Origin of the sequence: Silicimonas lutimaris, assembly GCF_047314965.1 — a bacterium.
Classification (GTDB): domain Bacteria; phylum Pseudomonadota; class Alphaproteobacteria; order Rhodobacterales; family Rhodobacteraceae; genus JAVJUV01.
In genome coordinates this window covers 104,364-122,218 of sequence record NZ_JBLBVK010000051.1, presented here as the reverse complement: position 1 = coordinate 122,218, position 17,855 = coordinate 104,364, and the positions used below count along the sequence as shown (strand labels likewise).

Sequence of the window (17,855 nt, the reverse complement as noted above, 5' to 3'; positions counted from 1 at the left end):
AAGCACTCCGTTACGGTCTCAGGTCCAGAATTTCTCGTGCACGATGGCCCGTCGCGTCCCGTCAGGCAACTCGATATCCACCTCGGTGCCCTCGTCCCAATGGGTCATCCGCACCATGCCGATCGCCACGTTCGTCCCGAAGTCCGGCGACCATGCAGCGGAACTGACGCGCCCCACCGTCTTGCCCCGCGACGTCACCGGCCACCACCGGTCGCAGGGCGGCACCCGATCTCCCTCGATTGCGATGGCCCGAATCTGTTGAACCGGGCCTTCCTTCGCCACCCGCAGCAGCGCGTCGCGGCCGATGCAGCCGATCGCTGTCTGCGTGTTGCAGAACCGGCCCAGCCCGCATTCGTGCGGCGTGTTGTCGTCGGTCATGTCGTTGCCATAGCTCAAGAGCCCGCCCTCGATCCGCTCGATCAGGTTGGGACATCCCGCTTGGACATCCAGATCGCGCCCGGCCTCGAACAGGGCGTTCCAGAGCGGCATCCCGATATCGCCGCCCTCGACGTAGATCTCGAAACCGCCCTGCTTGGAATAGCCCGAACGGGCAATGACCAGATCGCGACCCTGGAAATCGAAGATCCCGTAGCGGAAGAACCGGATATCGCGCACCCCGTCGCCAAAGACCCGTGCCATCAGGTCGTCCGACTTCGGCCCCTGGATCGCCAGCGGCGACACGTCCGGCTCGTCGATCAGCACGTCCAGCCGCCAGCCGTTCGCTATGCCCTTGATCCAGTACAGAAGATCGGAGTCCGCAATCGATATCCACCAGCGGTCATCCGCCAGCTTGACCGCGACCGGATCGTTCAGCATGCCTCCGGTCTCGTCCACGATGGGCACGTAGTAGCACTGACCGGGCAGCATCCCCCTCAGGTCGCGCGGCGTCAGCATCTGCATCAGCCGCCCAGCATCCGGCCCGCGCAGTTCTACCTGCCGCTCGCAGGCGACATCCCACACCTGAACGGCGTTCTTGAGGTGATGATAGTCCTCCTCGACGCTCCGGAAGACGGTCGGCAGAAGCATGTGATTGTAAACGGTATAGCCCTTGACGCCCGCGGCTTCGACGCCGTCCGAAAACGGGGTCCGGCGCAGGCGGCGCGAGATCGACAGAGTGGCCATGGGGATTCCCTTTCGTGCCAGGGCTGGAAGTATCTCCGCGCGCATAGCTGTGACGCCTCGAATGAAACCACTCCGATTGCGTCACACCGGTTCGCTTTCGCGACATTCCCGCAAGAATTGAAGAATGACGGCTCTGATCTCGCCGCCGCTGGATACCGCCCCGCGAACCCTCGTGGGGTGTGCCGCCAGTCGCCCCGAGCTGCCAGAACAACCGGACGCCGCGAGGGGAAGCTTATTGGTAGTACTGGTCGGGAGCCTTGACGGGAACCCGCCCATCGGTCGTCAGCGCGAAACAGGCACCGTTGTCCAGGACGACGGGCACCAACTCGTTACCCCAGCCGGCGCCGCAATCGATGTTGATGCGGTTGCCATAGTGGGTTGGCTCCTCGACCGGGGTATGCCCGTGAACGATCAGCGTCTCGTGCGGCCCCATATGCCAGAGAAAATCGTTCCGGATCCACATCAGGTCGTCCTCGTCCTGCGCCTCGATCGGAAAGCCGGGCCGGACCCCCGCATGGACGAAAAGAAGGCCGTCGGCCCTGAACCAGAACGGCAGGCTCCCGAGGAAGTTGCGGTGGGCCTCGGGAACTGCAGCCCGCGCCCGAGCCTCGTAGGCCGAGCGGCGCTCGATCATCCGTTTGGCAACACCGTACGAGGACAACGTCGCCTCACCGCCCATCACGTTGCTTTGCCATGTGACGCCCGGTTTCAGATGCGGGTCGTCACCGTCCGATCCTTCAAGGAAGTCGAGGAACAACTGGTCGTGATTTCCGCGCAGAACCACCCAGTCCTCACCGATATCGCGGCCCCGGATCAGAAAGTCTAGCACGCCGCGGCTGTCCGGCCCCCGGTCCACGAGATCGCCCAGATGGACCACCGCCGCATGGGGCACGCCATGCGCGGCCTTGTCGGCCGCGATCAGGTCATGCGCATGCTGAAGTCCGGCAAGCTGACCGTGGATATCCCCAATGGCATATATCATGGGCCTGCAATAATGCCGTTCTGATTCCGTCGCCAGAGTGAAGCGGTGAAAATTGGAAATTTGCTCCCGAAACGGTACTGCGCGCCACCCGGCTGGGGAAGCGCGCAGTCGGGAAATCGTCTCCCGGGGATGATCAGGCCATGTCGAAACTCAGCGGGCGCACCTGCTGGAACAGGCCCGTCGCCTTCAACGCTTCGATCGCAACGGCCGGCACCGGTTCGTCGACATACAGGAGCGCGATGGCATCACCGTTCTTGGCGCTGCGCCCCAGCGTGAAGTTCGCGATGTTCACACCGTTCGACCCCATCGTCTGACCAAGCGCGCCGATAATGCCGGGCACGTCCTCGTTCGTGGTGTAAAGCATGTGCTCGCCGATTTCGGCATCGATCGTGATGCCCTTGATCTGGATGAACCGCGGCTTGCCGTCGCTGAAGACCGTCCCGGCGATGGAGCGCTCGCGCTGGTCCGTCACGACGGTCAGCTTGATGTAGGCGTCGAACACGCCGCTCTTTTCCTGCGTCGTGGTCGAGATCTTCACTCCACGGTCTTTCGCGATGACCGGGGCCGAGACCATGTTCACGTCCGGGTTCGTCGCCTTCATGATCCCCGCGACCGCAGCGGCATTCAGGGCGGCGGTATTCATCTTGGATACTTCGCCGTTGTAGAGGATGTTGATCGCCCGGATCGGCTCGTCGGTGAGCTGCCCGACGAACGACCCCAGATGCCCCGCCAGCTTCACCCACGGTCCCATGACCTTGGCTTCTTCGGCGGTGACCGACGGCATGTTCAGCGCGTTTTGCACGGCCCCCGTCAGCAGGTAGTCCGCCATCTGCTCGGCCACCTGCAGCGCCACGTTTTCCTGGGCTTCGGTCGTGGATGCGCCAAGGTGCGGCGTGACCACGACGTTCGGCAGGTTGAACAGCGGGCTGTCCGTTGCGGGCTCCACGGCAAACACGTCAAACGCGGCTCCGGCGACCTTGCCTTCCTTCAGTGCATGGGCAAGGGCCTCCTCGTCCACGAGGCCGCCGCGCGCGCAGTTGATGATCCGGACGCCCGGCTTCAGCTTGGCGATGGCCTCGGCCGAGAGGATGTTCCGCGTCTTGTCGGTCAGCGGCACATGGAATGTGATGAAATCGGAACGGCCGAAAAGCTCGTCCAGTTCTACCTTCTCTACGCCCAGCTTGTCGGCGCGCTCTTCGGACAGGAACGGATCATAGGCGATCACCTTCATATGCAGGCCGTGCGCCCGGTCGATGACGATCGAGCCGATGTTGCCCGCTCCGACCACGCCCAGTGTCTTGCTGGTCAATTCCACGCCCATGAAACGCGACTTTTCCCACTTGCCGGCGTGAGTGGAGGTGCTGGCCTCGGGGATTTGCCGGGCCACGGCGAACATCATGGCAATGGCGTGCTCGGCGGTGGTGATCGAGTTGCCGAACGGCGTGTTCATAACGATCACGCCCTTCTTCGAGGCAGCGGGGATATCGACGTTGTCGACTCCGATCCCGGCCCGGCCGATCACCTTCAGGTTCGTCGCGGCGGCCAGCACCTTGTCGCTGACCTTGGTGGCCGAGCGAATGGCAAGGCCGTCGTACTCGCCGATCACTTCCAGCAGCTTGTCCTTGTCTTTGCCGATGGAGGGGTCGAACGTCACGTCGATGCCGCGATCGCGGAAGATCTGAACGGCGGTTTCGGAGAGTTTGTCGGATACAAGTACCTTGGGAGCCATCTCAGGCAATCCTTCTCAAATGGGGGAAAGGCGGGGCCAAGCGCGGCCCCGGAATGTCTTGCAGGATCGGTGTCAGGCGGCTTGCGACTGCGCGGCGATCTCGGCTTCGAAAGCCCAGTCGATCCAGGGGCAAAGCGCCTCCAGGTCCGAGGTCTCGACCGTGGCGCCACACCAGATGCGCAGGCCGGCGGGGGCATCGCGATACGCGCCGATGTCCAGCGCCACGCCTTCGGCCTCCAGCCGCTTGGCGACAGCCTTGGCAAAGGCCGCGCCGTCCACGATCCGGGGATCGGTGAACTTGAGGCAGACGCTCGTGTTCGACCGGATTGCATCCTCCGTCGCCAGGTTCGCGATCCAGTCGCGCGCGGCGCAGAAATCCCAAAGCACCTTCGCATTGGCATCCGCCCGGGCGATCAGCCCGTCGAGCCCGCCCACGCTTTCCGCCCAGTCCAGTGCAACGAGGTAATCCTCGACACACAGCATCGACGGCGTGTTGATCGTCTCGCCCTTGAAAATGCCCTCGATGATCTTGCCGCCCTTCGTCATGCGGAAGATCTTCGGAAGTGGCCAGGCAGGGGTATAGCTTTCAAGGCGTTCCACGGCACGGGGGCTGAGGATCAGCATCCCATGCGCCGCCTCGCCGCCCAGCACCTTCTGCCAGGAGTAGGTGACGGCATCCAGACGGTCCCATGGCAGGCGCTGCGCGAAGGCGGCGCTGGTCGCGTCGCAGATCGTGAGGCCCTCGCGGTCAGCGGGGATCTCGAACGTGTCAGGTACGCGCACGCCAGAGGTCGTGCCGTTCCAGGTGAAAACCACGTCGCGGTCCCAGTCCACTGCGGCAAGATCGACGATCTCGCCGTACTCGGCGGTGGTGACCTTGGCATCCAGCTTCAGCTGCTTGACGACATCCGTCACCCAGCCCGCGCCGAAGCTTTCCCAAGCCAGCATCTCGACGGGCCGCGCGCCCAGAAGATTCCACATCGCCATCTCGACCGCGCCGGTGTCCGACGCCGGCACGATGCCGATCAGGTAATCGGCGGGAATGCCGAGGATATCCCGCGTCCGCTCGATCGCGGCGCTCAGCTTGGCCTTGCCGACAGCGGCGCGATGCGACCGGCCCAAAGGCGCGTCGGAAAGAGACTCAAGCGTGAAAACGGGGGGTTTGGCACAGGGGCCAGAAGAGAACCGGGGATTGACCGGCCGCGATGCCGGGGTGTTCGTAACCATCGATGCTATCCTTCCAGATAAGCGCCCCTCGTTGGGGAGGGGTGTCCCACCGCCGCCAATACTCTCGGCGAAGGGCTTTCGCAAGTGCAGAAATGACGGTAAGGCGCTTGAAACCGTCGCTTTCGAACTTTCGGGTCCCATGTACGTCATTTCACTCATCGCGCCGCCCTCGGCACTCGATCCCGCGCTTGTCGCCAGCCTTCAGGGCGCCTGGGGCGCCGTTGGCGATGCAGTCTGGTTGTCTCCCGACGAGGCGGCCGAATTTCCGGTTGCCGCCCGGCCCGGAAATCTGACGCAGGTTCAGGCCGATCTCGCCGGCATGCGTGTCGATGTGAACTGCCTTGCGGCCGATAACCGCCGCAAGTCGCTTCTGATCGCCGACATGGATTCCACGATGATAGAACAGGAATGCATTGACGAACTGGCCGACGAGGCTGGAGTGGGCGCCCGAGTCGCCGACATCACGGCCCGCGCGATGAACGGCGAGCTGGATTTCGAGGCGGCGCTGACCGAACGGGTCGGGCTTCTCCGGGGTCTCTCGTCGTCAATCATCGACAAGGTGATCGAAAGCCGGATCACCCTCGCACCGGGCGGAGAAGCTCTGGTGCGCACCATGAATGCCAACGGCGCACGGACGGCGCTCGTCTCGGGCGGTTTCGTTCAGTTCACCGGCAGGATCGCCCAGCGGCTTGGCTTCCATGAGACCCGCGCGAACACGCTCATCGAAGAAAACGGCGTCCTGACCGGCGAGGTCGCGCGGCCGATTCTCGGACGGGAAGCGAAAGTGCAGGCGTTGCAGGAGCTTTCGCCAGACCCGGCCGACGCGATCGCGGTCGGTGACGGCGCCAACGACCTCGGCATGATCGAACTGGCAGGTATCGGCGTCGCTCTGCACGCAAAGCCTGTTGTCGCGGCCGCCGCGCCTGTGCGCATCGACCATGCCGATCTGACGGCGCTCCTGTTCCTGCAGGGTTACAGCCGCGACGAGTTCGTCGCCGGCTGACCGTCAGCTCAGCATGCCGGGAGCCGCTCGTTCGAACCCGGTGGTCAGCCCGGCCCAGTTGAGCACGGGGCGCTGCATGTAGCGAGAGACGACGGGATGGTCCGCGTCCAGAACCCCGAGGCGCACGAGGAGTCCGACGATGGCCAGCTCCGAGGCGCGTCCCGCGCCGTCGGCGATCTTCAGCGCGATCCCGAGCCCAAGCTCTGGCAGGATGGCGATATAGACGCCCTCCGCACCGGTCTTGACCACCGCGCGCCCGTCGGCGGCGGTGATGATCTCGGCGCAGGCCTTGCCCTTGCCGGACATCCATTCCGGGTGTTTCATCATCGCGTCGCGCAGAGTCGCCGCCGCCCTGTCCCGCGCGCCACTGCCCTTGCCCGAATCGGCGAACCGCGCCATGGCGCGCGCGAGCCCGGCCAGCGTGGTCGCATAGTTCGGGGCCGAACAGCCGTCGATGGCGAAACCTGGACTTGGCTGCCCGGTCACGTCCTCGAAGGCCTCCTTTACGGCTTTCTGCACCGGGTGCTCCGGATCGACATAGTCGAGCCCCGCGCCCAGGTGCCGCGCCAGGGTCAGGAAGCCCGTGTGTTTGCCCGAGCAGTTGTTGTGCATCCGTGTCGGCGCTTCTCCCCGGCGAATCATTTCTTCGAACAAGGCCGGGTCACGCGACGGCTGAGGTCCGCAGCACAGCGCATGTTCGTCCAGCCCCAATGCCTCCAGCCACGCGGCAACGGTCTCCACATGGCGTTTTTCGCCGGCATGCGAGGCACAGGCCAGCGCCAGTTGCTCGCCCCGCAAGTTCGCCCCGGCGCCGCTCTCCATCAGCGGTAGTGCCTGGATCATCTTGATCGAAGACCTTGGCAGAACCACCAGATCCGGGTCTCCCCAGACCCGTTCGAGGCTTCCGTCAGCGCGTGCGACAACGGCATGGCCAAGGTGTACGGACTCCAGAAAATCGCCTCTATGGACTTCAGCCATGGGGACGGGACGTGTCATGGGTTCGACCTCTTTTGCGTTCACGGCGATTTTCCGCCAGAGGGGGGTTTCATCCATCCGCTCAGATACGTTATTCATCTGCGGAGGGACAGGGGCATCATCCGCCCCGGCAGCGTGCGAAGACAGGGCGCCGGGTCAGAGGTAAAAGGCAGGAAGATGACGAAAGTAGCAGGGGTTTACACAGCACTGGCAGCCTTGATGCTGGGCACCGGCCCGGTTTTGGCCCAGGAAGAAACCAACCGCGTTGCGGCGGATACCGATTGGGCCGTGTTCGAGGGAAATGATCCCAAGGAATGCTGGGCCGTCACGGCGCCGAAAAGCACGGTCAACACGCGCGACGGGCGTGAAGTGTCGGTCCGTCGAGGCGATGTTCTTCTTTTCGTGACCTATCGACCCCAGCAGAACATTGCCGGTGAGGTCAGCTTCACCGGGGGCTATCCGTTCGCCGACGGGTCTACGGCGACGATGGAAGTGGGTGGTACGACGTTCGAACTGTTCACCGAGGGCGAGTACGCCTGGCCGGCGACGCCCGCCGACGACGCCAAGATCGTGACTGCGCTCAAGCGTGGCTCGGACGCAGTGGTCACGGCGCGCTCTTCGCGCGGCACCCAGACCAAGGACACGTTCTCGCTTCTCGGCGCGACCGCGATGATCGAAGACGCCGAAGCGCGCTGCGCACAGTAACGCGCGCCTCGAGGCGGAGAACCTTTCTGGAACCATGGGAACGGCAGAACTTTCTGCCGTTTTTCTTTGGCAATTCCTGCGTGATCGCCTATATCCCGCGTCTGATCCATGAAAGCCAGGCCGATGACCGCATCCGCACCGATCACACAGGACGTAGTGACCATCCCGCGCAAGGACGCGCCGGGCGATGGCCGGGTCAACCTTGTCGGCCTGACGCGCGAAGGTCTGCGCGACGCCCTGATCGCGGCGGGTACGCCCGAGAAGCAGGTCAAGATGCGCGTCAACCAGGTCTGGCAGTGGGTCTATTTCTGGGGTGTCCGCGACTTCGCCCAGATGACCAACCTGTCGAAAGACTATCGCGCGATGCTGGCCGAGAAATTTTCGATCTCGCTGCCCGAAGTCGTTTCACGGCACGTCAGCGCCGACGGCACGCGCAAATATCTCGTCCGGATCGCCGGCGGGCACGAGGTCGAAACCGTCTACATCCCTGAAGAGGATCGTGGCACGCTCTGCATCTCCAGCCAGGTCGGATGCACGCTGACCTGCTCGTTCTGCCATACCGGAACGCAGAAGCTGGTGCGCAACCTGACCGCGGCCGAGATCATCGGACAGGTCATGCTGGCCCGCGACGATCTGGGCGAATGGCCCGAACCCGGCAAGGGTACGGGCGAGACGGGTCCGCGCCTTCTGTCGAACATCGTGCTGATGGGGATGGGCGAGCCGCTCTACAACTTCGAAGCGGTGCGCGACGCGATGAAGATCGCGATGGACGGCGAGGGCATCGCGCTCTCCCGCCGCCGCATCACGCTGTCGACTTCCGGCGTCGTCCCCGAGATCGCCCGCACCGCCGAGGAAATCGGCTGCATGCTGGCGGTCAGCTTCCACGCCACCACGGACGAGGTGCGCGACAAGCTCGTGCCGATCAACAAGCGCTGGCCGATCGCCGAACTGCTTGATGCGTTGCGCGCCTATCCCAAGGCGTCGAACTCCGAGCGGATCACCTTCGAATACGTGATGCTCAAGGGCGTCAACGACAGCGACGACGATGCGAGACGACTGGTCAAGCTGATCCAGGGCATCCCTGCAAAGATCAACCTGATCCCGTTCAACGAATGGCCCGGCGCCCCCTATGAGCGCTCTGACTGGTCGCGGATCGAAGCCTTCGCCGACATCGTCTACAAGGCCGGCTATGCCTCGCCCATTCGCACGCCCCGTGGCGAGGACATCATGGCCGCCTGTGGCCAGCTCAAGTCCGCCACCGAGCGCGCTCGCAAGAGCCGCGCCGAAATCGCCGCCGAGGCCGGGCTCGGCTGACCGGGCGGCAGGGTCCCTAGGTTCTGACCTTGCCCAGAACCCACAACAGTATCACTGCGCCGATCGTCGCCATGACAATGCTGCCGACAAAGCCAGTTGCCGTCAGCCCGATCGCGCCACCAAGAAATCCGCCGATATAGGCACCGACGATCCCGACCACGATGTTCATCAGGATGCCCTGACTCTTGTTCATGAAGATCGACGCCAGCCATCCCGCGATGCCGCCGACGATCAGAAATGCGATCAGTCCCATCTTTCAAATTCCCTTTGCAGTTCTGGTTTGTTTCGGTCTTCCGGGTCAGCGTCCCGGGATGCCCCCGCGCTTGGTCCTCGGGTGATGCCAGTCATCCATGGCCGCCAGCGCCTCCTCGGCCGTCTCGACGAAGCGGAACAGGTCCAGATCGTCCTCGGAAATCGTGCCCGCGTCGGCAAGCGCGTCCCAGTCGATGATCTTCTCCCAGAACGCGCGCCCGAACAGCAGGAATGGCACCCTGTGCATCCGTCCGGTCTGGATCAGCGTCAGGCTCTCGAACAGTTCGTCCAGCGTTCCGAACCCGCCAGGGAAGACGACGATGGCCGAGGCGCGCATCAGGAAATGCATCTTGCGGATGCCGAAATAGTGGAAGTTGAACGACAGGTCCGGCGTGACATAGCCGTTCGGCGCCTGCTCATGCGGCAGGACGATGTTCAGGCCGATCGACACGCCGCCCGCATCGGCTGCTCCACGGTTGCCCGCCTCCATCACCCCGGGACCGCCTCCGGTCACGATGATGTTCTCGCCCTTGCCTTCCTTCAGTGACCGCTCGGTGACGATCCGCGCGAAGGTCCGTGCTTCATCGTAGAACTGGCTCAGATCTGCCAGCGTCTTGGTCCGGGCGGAGGCCTTTTTGTCGGGCGCTGGAATGCGCGCGCCTCCGAACAGAACCACCGTCGACTCGACGCCGTACTCGGTCATCAGCATCTCGGGTTTCAGCAACTCAAGCTGAAGCCGGACGGGCCGCAACTCGTCCCGGCACAGGAAGTCCGGGTCGGCAAAGGCAAGGCGATAGGCAGGTGACCGCGTCTGCGGCGTGTCGGGAAGTTCCCGCGTCTTCTCGATGTCCTCGTGGGCGTCCGGGAAAATCCGGTGGCGATCGTCCTTCATACGCATGCTCCTTGTCGTCGCAGGTATTTGCATGGCAGGAAGGCCACGATTTGTCCAATCCCGGAGGCGTGATGATCGATCCAGCAGAGATAGCTGTGGCCCATGAGCGCGTCCGAGACCGCATTCACCGCACGCCTGTCTTGATCGCGCGTGATCTCGGTCTCGATGCGCCGCTCGAGGTCAAACTCGAAAACACGCAACTGACTGGCAGCTTCAAGGTCCGTGGCGCGTTCAACTCGCTTCTCTCACGCGCCGTTCCCCAAGCGGGCATCGTCGCCGCATCCGGCGGCAACCACGGCGCGGCCGTGGCATATGCGGCGCGCGCGCTGGGTCATCCGGCCCGGATCTTCGTGCCAGAACTCGCCGGTCCGTCGAAGATCGCCCTGATCCGCAGCACCGGCGCCGATCTCGTCGTGGTGTCCGGCACCTATGCCGAGGCCCTGGCAGCCGCGCGCGAACACGAGGCCCGGACCGGGGCCATCCAGGTTCACGCCTACGACGATCCTGCGACGGTCACGGGGCAGGGTACGCTCATGCGCGAATGGGAAGAACAGGGGCTCGACGGCGTCGATACCGTGCTGATCGCCGTCGGCGGGGGCGGGCTGATCGGCGGCGCGCTCCTGTGGCTGCAAGGGCGGCGCAAGGTCGTTGCCGTCGAGCCTGAATCCTGCGCGACGCTCGGCGCCGCGCGAAAGGCGGGCCAGCCCGTCGATATCGAGGTCGGCGGCATTGCGGCGAATGCCCTTGGCGCGAAACGCATCGGGTCGATCTGCTTCGACCTCGCACAGCGTTTCGATACGCCGGTCGTTACCGTCACCGATGACGCGATCGAGGCCGCGCAACACCGGCTTTGGCAGGGTCTCCGGCAATGGGTCGAGCCGGCCGGCGCGACGGCTCTCGCTGCGCTCGCAAGCGGGGCCTACACCCCCGAACCCGGCGAACGTGTCGCGGTCCTGGTCTGCGGGGCAAATCCGGCGCCCGGACCGTTCGACTGATTGCCCTGACGCACCAAGGGCGCTATGTGCGCGGGGAACGACCCCGAGGGAAGGATACCAGCCATGTCGAACGCCCAGCTTGAAGCAGCCATCGAAGCCGCGTGGGAAACCCGCGATCAGATCACGCCCGCCACCAAGGGCGAGGCCCGCGAGGCGATCGAGGACACGCTGAAAGCGCTCGATTCCGGCTCGCTCCGCGTGGCCGTTCGGCAGGACGACGGCGCCTGGCATGTCAACCAGTGGGCCAAGAAGGCGGTTCTGCTCGGCTTCCGGCTCAAGGACATGGAAAAGCAGTCCGGTGGACCTCAGGGCAGCGACTGGTGGGACAAGGTGGACTCCAAGTTCGAGGGCTGGAAGAAGAAGGATTGGAAAAAGGCCGGCTTCCGCGCCGTTCCCAACTGTATCGTGCGCCGCTCGGCCTATATCGCGCCGGGCGTGGTGCTGATGCCCTCCTTCGTCAACCTCGGCGCTTATGTCGACAGCGGCACCATGGTGGACACCTGGGCTACCGTCGGGTCCTGCGCGCAGATCGGAAAGAACGTCCACCTCTCCGGCGGCGTCGGCATCGGCGGCGTGCTGGAGCCGATGCAGGCGGGTCCGACGATCATCGAGGACAATTGTTTCATCGGCGCCCGCTCCGAAGTGGTCGAAGGCTGCATCGTCCGCGAAGGCTCGGTTCTCGGCATGGGCGTCTTCATCGGCAAGTCCACCAAGATCGTCGACCGCGAAACCGGCGAGGTCATGTACGGCGAGGTGCCGCCCTATTCGGTGGTGGTCGCGGGCTCGATGCCTTCCAAGAACGGAATCAACCTCTACTGCGCCGTGATCGTGAAGCGCGTCGACGAGAAAACCCGCTCCAAGACCGGGATCAACGAGCTTCTCCGCGACTAGGCGGCCGGCGTTCCGGGCTTTCCGCCACTCGACCGCGGGTCGATATAGACTTCGTCCGCGCCGGGGCATATGGCCTTGGCCATGACGAACGAAAAGACAAAACGCCCGCAACGGGTCTTTACCCTGCTCGTGCAGGTCGGTCGCAAACCGGATGACGGATTGCCCGACGGCGCGACCGGGGCCGGATTGCTCTGCTACTCCAGCGGCGTGGACGAGGCCGAAGCTGTGCGCGAAACCGTCAAGATCCTGAAAGAGGCCGGTCTCGCGCCGCTCGATGTCTCAGGCTACGGCACGCTCGAGGACCGTGAGAAGCTCGGGCACGAGATCGGCGAGGAGGAGCGCGAACTTATGGACCGCGCGCTGGCCGACAACGCCGTCATTGTCGCCGAGATGACCCCTTTCTATGGCGAAGAGGACGACGAGGCATGACAGCGGTCTTTCTTGATCTCGACGGCACGCTCATGGATTCGCGTCCCGGCATCCTGGCTTCGCTGGGCCACGCGTTTTCCAGCAATGGCCGCGATGACTTGGCCCGATCCGATCTCACATGGATGATCGGCCCGCCGTTCGTCGACTCCTTCGCGAAGATCGGCATCACAGATCCCGACCCGGTGCTCGCCGCCTACCGCAGCCATTACAAGGCCACCGGCATGTACGACGCTCAGGTCTACGAGGGCGTTCACGATGCGCTTGACGCTCTGATCGCGGCCGGGTTCCGGCTCTACCTCGCCACCGCCAAGCCGCATGACTACGCCCGGCTGATCACCGCCCATTTCGGCCTTGCTCCCAAGATGGTCGCCGAATTCGGCCCCGAGCTCGATGGCACCAACAACTGGAAGGGCGATCTTCTCCGCCATGCTCTGGCTACCACCGGCGAAGACCCGGCCCGCGCCGTCATGGTTGGAGACCGCCACCATGACCACGCGGCGGCGGCCGAGGTGGGCATGGCCTCTATCGCGGTGCGCTGGGGCTATGGCCAGCCCGACGAATGGGAGACGGCTCACAGCATCATCGATCACCCGCGGTCCCTGCCCGAGGCCATCGCGGCACTGGGCTTCTAGCCCCGTTGCAGAGGCCCTCGCGGCACGCTAGCACGGGGGCATGACAATCGACGCCGCAGAACTCACCGCCCGCCTCGTGCAATGCGCCTCCGTCACTCCCGAGGAAGGCGGCGCGATCCGGCTGCTCGAACGGATGCTCTCCGAGGCCGGGTTCGAAACCCACCGCGCAGACCGGGGCGGGGTGGCGAACCTCATCGCGCGGTGGGGCGAAAAAGGCCATCCCCGGACCTTCGGTTTCAACGGCCATACCGATGTCGTACCCGTGGGTAACCCGGCGGACTGGAGCGCCGACCCATTCGGCGCCGAGATCCGCGACGGCTGGATGTACGGGCGCGGCACGACCGACATGAAATCCGGCGTCGCCGCCTTTGTGGCCGCCGCCATCGAAAAGGTCCGGCAAGCGCCGCCCGACGGAGCGATCCTGATCACCGTCACCGGCGACGAAGAGGGAGACGCCACCGACGGCACGACCGCGATCCTCGACTGGATGGCGGCGCACGGAGAGGCGATGACCGCCTGCCTCGTCGGCGAGCCCACATGCCCCGACACCCTCGGCGACATGATCAAGATAGGCCGCCGCGGCTCGATGACGGCATTCTTCACCGCGACCGGCATCCAGGGCCACGCCGCCTATCCGCACAGGGCAAAGAACCCGGTGCCCGTACTGGCCCGCCTGATCGATCGCCTGGCCTCGGCGACGCTGGACGAAGGCACCGCGCATTTCGACCCCTCGACGCTGGCCGTCACCACCTTCGACACCGGGAACCCCGCGACCAACGTGATTCCCGCGAGCTGCCGCGCCACCGTGAATATCCGCTTCAACGATACCCATACCTCGGCGCTTCTGACCGAGTGGATGGCGGGCGAGGCCGCGCGTCTGGCCGAAGAAACCGGCGTTACCATCGACATGACCACCAAGGTATCGGGCGAAAGCTTCCTCACGCCTCCCGGTCCGCTCTCCGACTTGGTCGCGGCGGCTGTCCGGGCGGAGACAGGCGTCACGCCCGAGCTTTCGACGTCGGGCGGCACTTCCGACGCGCGCTTCATCCGGTCCCATTGCCCGGTGGTGGAATTCGGCCTTGTCGGCCAGACCATGCACCAGGTCGACGAACGCGTCGAAGTCGCGCAGGTGCACGCGCTCAAGAAAATCTATCGGCGTATCCTCGACGACTGGTTCGAGGGATGACCATCTCGGTGACCGACGATCTTGAGACGGTTCTCGCGATCCGCCGCACCGTTTTCATCGAGGAGCAGGGCGTCACCGTCGAGGACGAGGTCGACGGGAAGGACCCTCATGCGATCCACCTTATTGCCACGTCGAATGGCAACGCGGTCGGCACAGCCCGCCTTCTGATGTCGGGCAAGGTCGGCAAGATCGGCCGCGTCGCGGTCCTTAAAGAGGCGCGCGGCACTGGGCTTGGCAAGGCGCTGGTGCTCTTCGCGGTCGAGGAACTTTCCCGTCGCTGCGCCGCCCGTGCGATGCTTGGCGCCCAGACTCACGCCATCGGGTTCTGCGAGGCGCTGGGCTTTTCCGTCTACGGCCCCGAGTTTCTCGACGCGGGCATCCCGCATCGGGAGATGGTGCGCGAATTGTGAGACGCCCGACCCTGATCGTCATGGTCAAGGAGCCGCGCCCAGGCCGGGTGAAAACGCGTCTCGGAGCCGAAATCGGAATGACCGAGGCCGCCTGCTGGTTTCGCCGGCACGCGCTGTCGCTTCTGCGCCGCCTGCGCGATCCGCGCTGGGACATCGTTCTTTCCGTTTCCCCGGACCGCGAAGGACTGGCCAGCCGTGTCTGGCCCTCCGACCTGCCGCGCCTTGCGCAGGGGCGGGGCGATCTGGGCCAGCGCATGGCACGCGCGTTGGGTGCCTTGCCCGGTCCGGCTCTTCTGGTCGGTGCCGATATTCCCGGTATCGAAAAGGTTCATATCGTGCGCGCATTCCGGGCGCTGGGCCACGCGCCATCCGTCATCGGACCCGCCGCCGACGGCGGCTTCTGGCTGGTCGGTCTGCGCCATCCCGGCCAGCAGCCAGCCGGAATCTTCGCGCCTGTGCGCTGGTCACACCCTGACACGCTGGCCGATGCGCTGCCCACCCTGCCGCAGCCGGTGGCGCTGATCGACGAACTCAGCGATGTGGACACGGCGCGCGACCTCGCCAAGGGACGTTAACGCTCTGGTCACAAAACGGGCGTTCGCCGAGTTCACCCGCGAATCCGCTGACGCTTTGCCATACGGAACGCATACACAACGCATACGGAACGCCGACAGCGCCTTGTGTCCAAAATCTGAGGAAATGAACGAAACAGCCCGAGTCGCGGAGTTTCAGCGTTCGCGCCCCACCGAACGTTGCATCTTCAAAGCTCCGGCGGCGCGTGATAGCGCGGAGATATGGCTCGTATCCCTTCCAGAGACGAGATCCTCGAATGGATCTCCGAGAATCCCTCCCAGACGTCGAAGCGCGACATCGCGAAGGCGTTCGGCATCAAGGGATCCGACAGGATCGAGTTGAAACGCATCCTGCGCGACCTCGAAGCCGATGGCCATCTCGAGAAGCGCCGGAAGACCTACCGCGATCCCGACCGCCTCCCACCCGTCTCGGTTCTGCTGGTGACCGGTCCCAACCGCGACGGAGACCTCTTCGCGCGCCCGCTGGAGTGGCAGGGCGAAAGCCCCGAGCCGGTGGTCCTTGTCATCCCGCGCGAGTCCGATCCGGCGCTGGGCGAAGGCGACCGCATCCTCGCTCGCGTGACGCTGGTCAAGGCCGAGGACCACGCCTACGAGGCACGCCTGATCCGCCGCATCGGAACCAACCCACGGAAAATACTGGGTGTTTTTCGAAAGTCCGCTGAGGGCGGCCGCATCCTGCCCATCGACAAGGGCGTCGATCGCGAATGGCGCGTGGCCCCGGACGCGACTCATGGCGCGAAGGATGGCGAACTGGTCGAGGCCGAGCAATCCGGCCCCAAGGACCGCATGGGCCTGCCGCGCGCGCGGATCGTCACGCGCCTTGGCGATCCCTCCCAGCCAAAGGCCGTCAGCCTGATCGCGATCCACCAGCACGGCATTCCCGACGACTTCCCGGACGCCGCCATCGCCGAAGCCGACGCCATGACGCCAGCGGGCCTTTCGGGCCGCGAAGACCTGCGCGACATGCCGCTGCTGACGATCGACCCCTCGGATGCGCGGGACCATGACGACGCATGTTTTGCCCACGCCGACGACGATCCGAAGAACAAGGGTGGCCATGTCATCTGGGTCGCCATCGCCGATGTCGCTCATTATGTCACGCCGGGAAGCGCGCTGGATCGCGAGGCGTGGAATCGCGGCAACTCCACCTATTTTCCCGACCGCGTCGTGCCCATGCTGCCCGACCGTCTGTCGGGCGATCTCTGCTCCCTCCACGAAGGCGTGCCAAGGGCCTGCGTCGCCGTCCGGATGCAGATCGATGCCCATGGAAACAAGGTCTCTCACCGCTTCGTGCGCGGTCTCATGCGCTCGGTCGCCTCGCTCGACTACGAGGAAGTCCAGGCCGCCGTCGATGGCGCGCCCAACGACCGGACCGCCCCGCTGCTGGACGATGTGCTGAAGCCGCTCTTCGACGCCTACGAGGCGCTGAAACAGGCCCGCAACGCCCGCCAACCTCTCGATCTTGATCTGCCCGAACGCCGTATCGTCCTCGATGACGAAGGCAAGGTCCGCTCCGTCGCGTTCAAGGACAGGCTCGACGCCCACCGTCTGATCGAAGAGTTCATGATCCTCGCCAACGTCGCCGCCGCCGAAACCTTGGGGGCCAAGCGCCAGCCGCTCCTTTACAGGGTCCACGAGGAACCCGCGCCCGAGAAGCTCGATGCACTGCGGGAAACCGCGCAATCGGCCGGGCTGGTCCTTGCCAAGGGCCAGGTCCTCAAGACCGGCCATCTGAACCGCCTGCTTGCCCAGTCCGAAGGCACCGACTATGACGAACTGATCAACATGGCGACGCTGCGCGCCATGACGCAAGCCTATTACGCACCGGAGAATTTCGGTCATTTCGGACTTGCTTTGAAGGCCTATGCACACTTCACCTCCCCAATCCGCCGATATTCCGACCTTGTCGTACACCGCGCGCTGATCAGGGGGCATGGCTGGGGCGATGACGGCCTTTCCCTGGAAGAGATCGAGCGTCTGGACGCCACCGGCGAACACATCTCCGAGACCGAGCGCCGGTCGATGGCGGCTGAACGGGACACCACCGACCGTTATCTTGCGGCCTATCTCTCCGAGCGGGTAGGCACCGAGCTGACGGGCCGTATCTCTGGCATCCAACGCTTCGGCGCCTTCGTGAGACTGGACGAAACCGGGGCCGACGGTCTCATTCCCGTCCGTACGATCGGCAGCGAGTACTTCCATTTCGATGCGGACAGCCAGACCCTGATGGGGGCCGATACCGGTCTGACGCTTGGACTGGGCCAGAAGGTTACCGTTCGCCTGACCGAGGCGGTACCCGTGACGGGCGGCTTGATGCTGGAACTTCTGGAGGTCGGCGGCGGTACGATTCCTCAGGGCCGAAAGGGTGCGCGCGGCCGGCCTGTCCGGCGAAAGATCGCTAAGTCGAAGAAGAAGGTCCAGAAGGTCAAACGCAAGGTGACGCGTAACCGGCGCTAGTAACCGGCAAGGCGTCGCGCACAACTCTGAAGTGACTTCCTGAGCGTTGCGAATCCGGTTA

The 17,855-nt window shown here is 64.7% G+C and carries 18 protein-coding genes; 11 read left to right on the top strand and 7 right to left on the bottom strand.

What is annotated here, in order from left to right; all coding sequences use genetic code 11:
• Positions 1-18 precede the first annotated feature (18 nt).
• The 4 genes from ACKLNI_RS12870 to ACKLNI_RS12855 form a co-directional block, all read right to left on the bottom strand.
• Positions 19-1,122 carry a dimethylsulfoniopropionate demethylase gene (locus ACKLNI_RS12870; RefSeq protein ID WP_413719479.1) on the bottom strand — a complete coding sequence of 368 codons (1,104 nt, stop codon included), beginning with the start codon at positions 1,120-1,122 and terminating at the stop codon, positions 19-21.
• A gap of 232 nt (positions 1,123-1,354) precedes the next feature.
• Positions 1,355-2,104 (bottom strand): metallophosphoesterase family protein, encoded by a 750-nt coding sequence (locus ACKLNI_RS12865; protein WP_413719478.1) that lies wholly within the window; start codon positions 2,102-2,104, stop codon positions 1,355-1,357.
• A 133-nt stretch (positions 2,105-2,237) separates the two neighbouring features.
• Complete coding sequence (gene serA / locus ACKLNI_RS12860) at positions 2,238-3,833, bottom strand: phosphoglycerate dehydrogenase (protein ID WP_413719477.1); 1,596 nt, start codon at positions 3,831-3,833, stop codon at positions 2,238-2,240.
• Positions 3,834-3,905: 72 nt separating this feature from the next.
• A complete protein-coding gene (locus ACKLNI_RS12855) occupies positions 3,906-5,060 on the bottom strand; it encodes a phosphoserine transaminase (protein ID WP_413719476.1) in 1,155 nt (384 codons plus the stop codon).
• Positions 5,061-5,199: 139 nt separating this feature from the next.
• Between ACKLNI_RS12855 and serB the strand changes: the two genes are divergently transcribed.
• Entirely contained in the window at positions 5,200-6,063 is an 864-nt protein-coding gene (gene serB / locus ACKLNI_RS12850) for a phosphoserine phosphatase SerB (protein ID WP_413719475.1), read from the top strand.
• Positions 6,064-6,066: 3 nt separating this feature from the next.
• Here the strand turns inward: serB and ACKLNI_RS12845 are convergent, their stop codons facing one another.
• Positions 6,067-7,059: an asparaginase gene (locus ACKLNI_RS12845; protein ID WP_413719474.1), complete on the bottom strand. Its 993-nt coding sequence runs from the start codon at positions 7,057-7,059 to the stop codon at positions 6,067-6,069.
• A 198-nt stretch (positions 7,060-7,257) separates the two neighbouring features.
• Between ACKLNI_RS12845 and ACKLNI_RS12840 the strand changes: the two genes are divergently transcribed.
• On the top strand, positions 7,258-7,743 hold the full coding sequence (locus ACKLNI_RS12840; RefSeq protein WP_413719549.1) for an invasion associated locus B family protein: 486 nt from the start codon (positions 7,258-7,260) through the stop codon (positions 7,741-7,743).
• 123 nt (positions 7,744-7,866) lie between these two features.
• Positions 7,867-9,057 (top strand): dual-specificity RNA methyltransferase RlmN, encoded by a 1,191-nt coding sequence (gene rlmN / locus ACKLNI_RS12835; RefSeq protein ID WP_413719473.1) that lies wholly within the window; start codon positions 7,867-7,869, stop codon positions 9,055-9,057.
• A 16-nt stretch (positions 9,058-9,073) separates the two neighbouring features.
• Here rlmN and ACKLNI_RS12830 read toward each other — a convergent pair whose 3' ends face one another.
• Together ACKLNI_RS12830 and ACKLNI_RS12825 are read right to left on the bottom strand one after the other, a co-directional pair.
• Positions 9,074-9,310: a GlsB/YeaQ/YmgE family stress response membrane protein gene (locus ACKLNI_RS12830; protein ID WP_413719472.1), complete on the bottom strand. Its 237-nt coding sequence runs from the start codon at positions 9,308-9,310 to the stop codon at positions 9,074-9,076.
• A gap of 45 nt (positions 9,311-9,355) precedes the next feature.
• Positions 9,356-10,201 (bottom strand): LOG family protein, encoded by an 846-nt coding sequence (locus ACKLNI_RS12825; protein WP_413719471.1) that lies wholly within the window; start codon positions 10,199-10,201, stop codon positions 9,356-9,358.
• Between the two features lie 71 nt (positions 10,202-10,272).
• On the opposite strand from ACKLNI_RS12825, the gene ACKLNI_RS12820 reads away from it, so the two are divergent.
• The 8 genes from ACKLNI_RS12820 to rnr all read left to right on the top strand — a co-directional run bounded on the left by ACKLNI_RS12820 (position 10,273) and on the right by rnr (position 17,794).
• Entirely contained in the window at positions 10,273-11,196 is a 924-nt protein-coding gene (locus ACKLNI_RS12820) for a threonine/serine dehydratase (RefSeq protein WP_413719470.1), read from the top strand.
• A 63-nt stretch (positions 11,197-11,259) separates the two neighbouring features.
• Entirely contained in the window at positions 11,260-12,087 is an 828-nt protein-coding gene (gene dapD / locus ACKLNI_RS12815; RefSeq protein WP_413719469.1) for a 2,3,4,5-tetrahydropyridine-2,6-dicarboxylate N-succinyltransferase, read from the top strand.
• Positions 12,088-12,168: 81 nt separating this feature from the next.
• Entirely contained in the window at positions 12,169-12,516 is a 348-nt protein-coding gene (locus ACKLNI_RS12810; protein WP_413719468.1) for a hypothetical protein, read from the top strand.
• Positions 12,513-13,148, top strand: coding sequence for an HAD hydrolase-like protein (locus ACKLNI_RS12805; RefSeq protein ID WP_413719467.1), 636 nt, complete (start codon positions 12,513-12,515; stop codon positions 13,146-13,148). The genes ACKLNI_RS12810 and ACKLNI_RS12805 overlap by 4 nt, the downstream gene beginning before the upstream one ends.
• A gap of 40 nt (positions 13,149-13,188) precedes the next feature.
• The gene (dapE, locus tag ACKLNI_RS12800) at positions 13,189-14,334 is read left to right on the top strand and encodes a succinyl-diaminopimelate desuccinylase (RefSeq protein ID WP_413719466.1); all 1,146 of its coding nucleotides are present in this window, start codon (positions 13,189-13,191) and stop codon (positions 14,332-14,334) included.
• On the top strand, positions 14,331-14,744 hold the full coding sequence (locus ACKLNI_RS12795; RefSeq protein ID WP_413719465.1) for a GNAT family N-acetyltransferase: 414 nt from the start codon (positions 14,331-14,333) through the stop codon (positions 14,742-14,744). The genes dapE and ACKLNI_RS12795 overlap by 4 nt, the downstream gene beginning before the upstream one ends.
• Before the next feature lie 20 nt (positions 14,745-14,764).
• Positions 14,765-15,319: a TIGR04282 family arsenosugar biosynthesis glycosyltransferase gene (locus ACKLNI_RS12790; RefSeq protein ID WP_413719548.1), complete on the top strand. Its 555-nt coding sequence runs from the start codon at positions 14,765-14,767 to the stop codon at positions 15,317-15,319.
• A 219-nt stretch (positions 15,320-15,538) separates the two neighbouring features.
• Positions 15,539-17,794: a ribonuclease R gene (rnr, locus tag ACKLNI_RS12785; RefSeq protein ID WP_413719464.1), complete on the top strand. Its 2,256-nt coding sequence runs from the start codon at positions 15,539-15,541 to the stop codon at positions 17,792-17,794.
• The last annotated feature ends 61 nt before the right edge of the window (positions 17,795-17,855 follow it).

Bases quoted from the DNA above. Each gene is read 5' to 3' on its own strand.
- ACKLNI_RS12870 (WP_413719479.1), bottom strand. From the start codon at position 1,122: ATGGCCACTCTGTCGATCTCGCGCCGCCTGCGCCGGACCCCGTTTTCG.
- ACKLNI_RS12865 (WP_413719478.1), bottom strand. From the start codon at position 2,104: ATGATATATGCCATTGGGGATATCCACGGTCAGCTTGCCGGACTTCAG.
- serA (WP_413719477.1), bottom strand. From the start codon at position 3,833: ATGGCTCCCAAGGTACTTGTATCCGACAAACTCTCCGAAACCGCCGTT.
- ACKLNI_RS12855 (WP_413719476.1), bottom strand. From the start codon at position 5,060: ATGGTTACGAACACCCCGGCATCGCGGCCGGTCAATCCCCGGTTCTCT.
- serB (WP_413719475.1), top strand. From the start codon at position 5,200: ATGTACGTCATTTCACTCATCGCGCCGCCCTCGGCACTCGATCCCGCG.
- ACKLNI_RS12845 (WP_413719474.1), bottom strand. From the start codon at position 7,059: ATGACACGTCCCGTCCCCATGGCTGAAGTCCATAGAGGCGATTTTCTG.
- ACKLNI_RS12840 (WP_413719549.1), top strand. From the start codon at position 7,258: ATGCTGGGCACCGGCCCGGTTTTGGCCCAGGAAGAAACCAACCGCGTT.
- rlmN (WP_413719473.1), top strand. From the start codon at position 7,867: ATGACCGCATCCGCACCGATCACACAGGACGTAGTGACCATCCCGCGC.
- ACKLNI_RS12830 (WP_413719472.1), bottom strand. From the start codon at position 9,310: ATGGGACTGATCGCATTTCTGATCGTCGGCGGCATCGCGGGATGGCTG.
- ACKLNI_RS12825 (WP_413719471.1), bottom strand. From the start codon at position 10,201: ATGAAGGACGATCGCCACCGGATTTTCCCGGACGCCCACGAGGACATC.
- ACKLNI_RS12820 (WP_413719470.1), top strand. From the start codon at position 10,273: ATGATCGATCCAGCAGAGATAGCTGTGGCCCATGAGCGCGTCCGAGAC.
- dapD (WP_413719469.1), top strand. From the start codon at position 11,260: ATGTCGAACGCCCAGCTTGAAGCAGCCATCGAAGCCGCGTGGGAAACC.
- ACKLNI_RS12810 (WP_413719468.1), top strand. From the start codon at position 12,169: ATGACGAACGAAAAGACAAAACGCCCGCAACGGGTCTTTACCCTGCTC.
- ACKLNI_RS12805 (WP_413719467.1), top strand. From the start codon at position 12,513: ATGACAGCGGTCTTTCTTGATCTCGACGGCACGCTCATGGATTCGCGT.
- dapE (WP_413719466.1), top strand. From the start codon at position 13,189: ATGACAATCGACGCCGCAGAACTCACCGCCCGCCTCGTGCAATGCGCC.
- ACKLNI_RS12795 (WP_413719465.1), top strand. From the start codon at position 14,331: ATGACCATCTCGGTGACCGACGATCTTGAGACGGTTCTCGCGATCCGC.
- ACKLNI_RS12790 (WP_413719548.1), top strand. From the start codon at position 14,765: ATGGTCAAGGAGCCGCGCCCAGGCCGGGTGAAAACGCGTCTCGGAGCC.
- rnr (WP_413719464.1), top strand. From the start codon at position 15,539: ATGGCTCGTATCCCTTCCAGAGACGAGATCCTCGAATGGATCTCCGAG.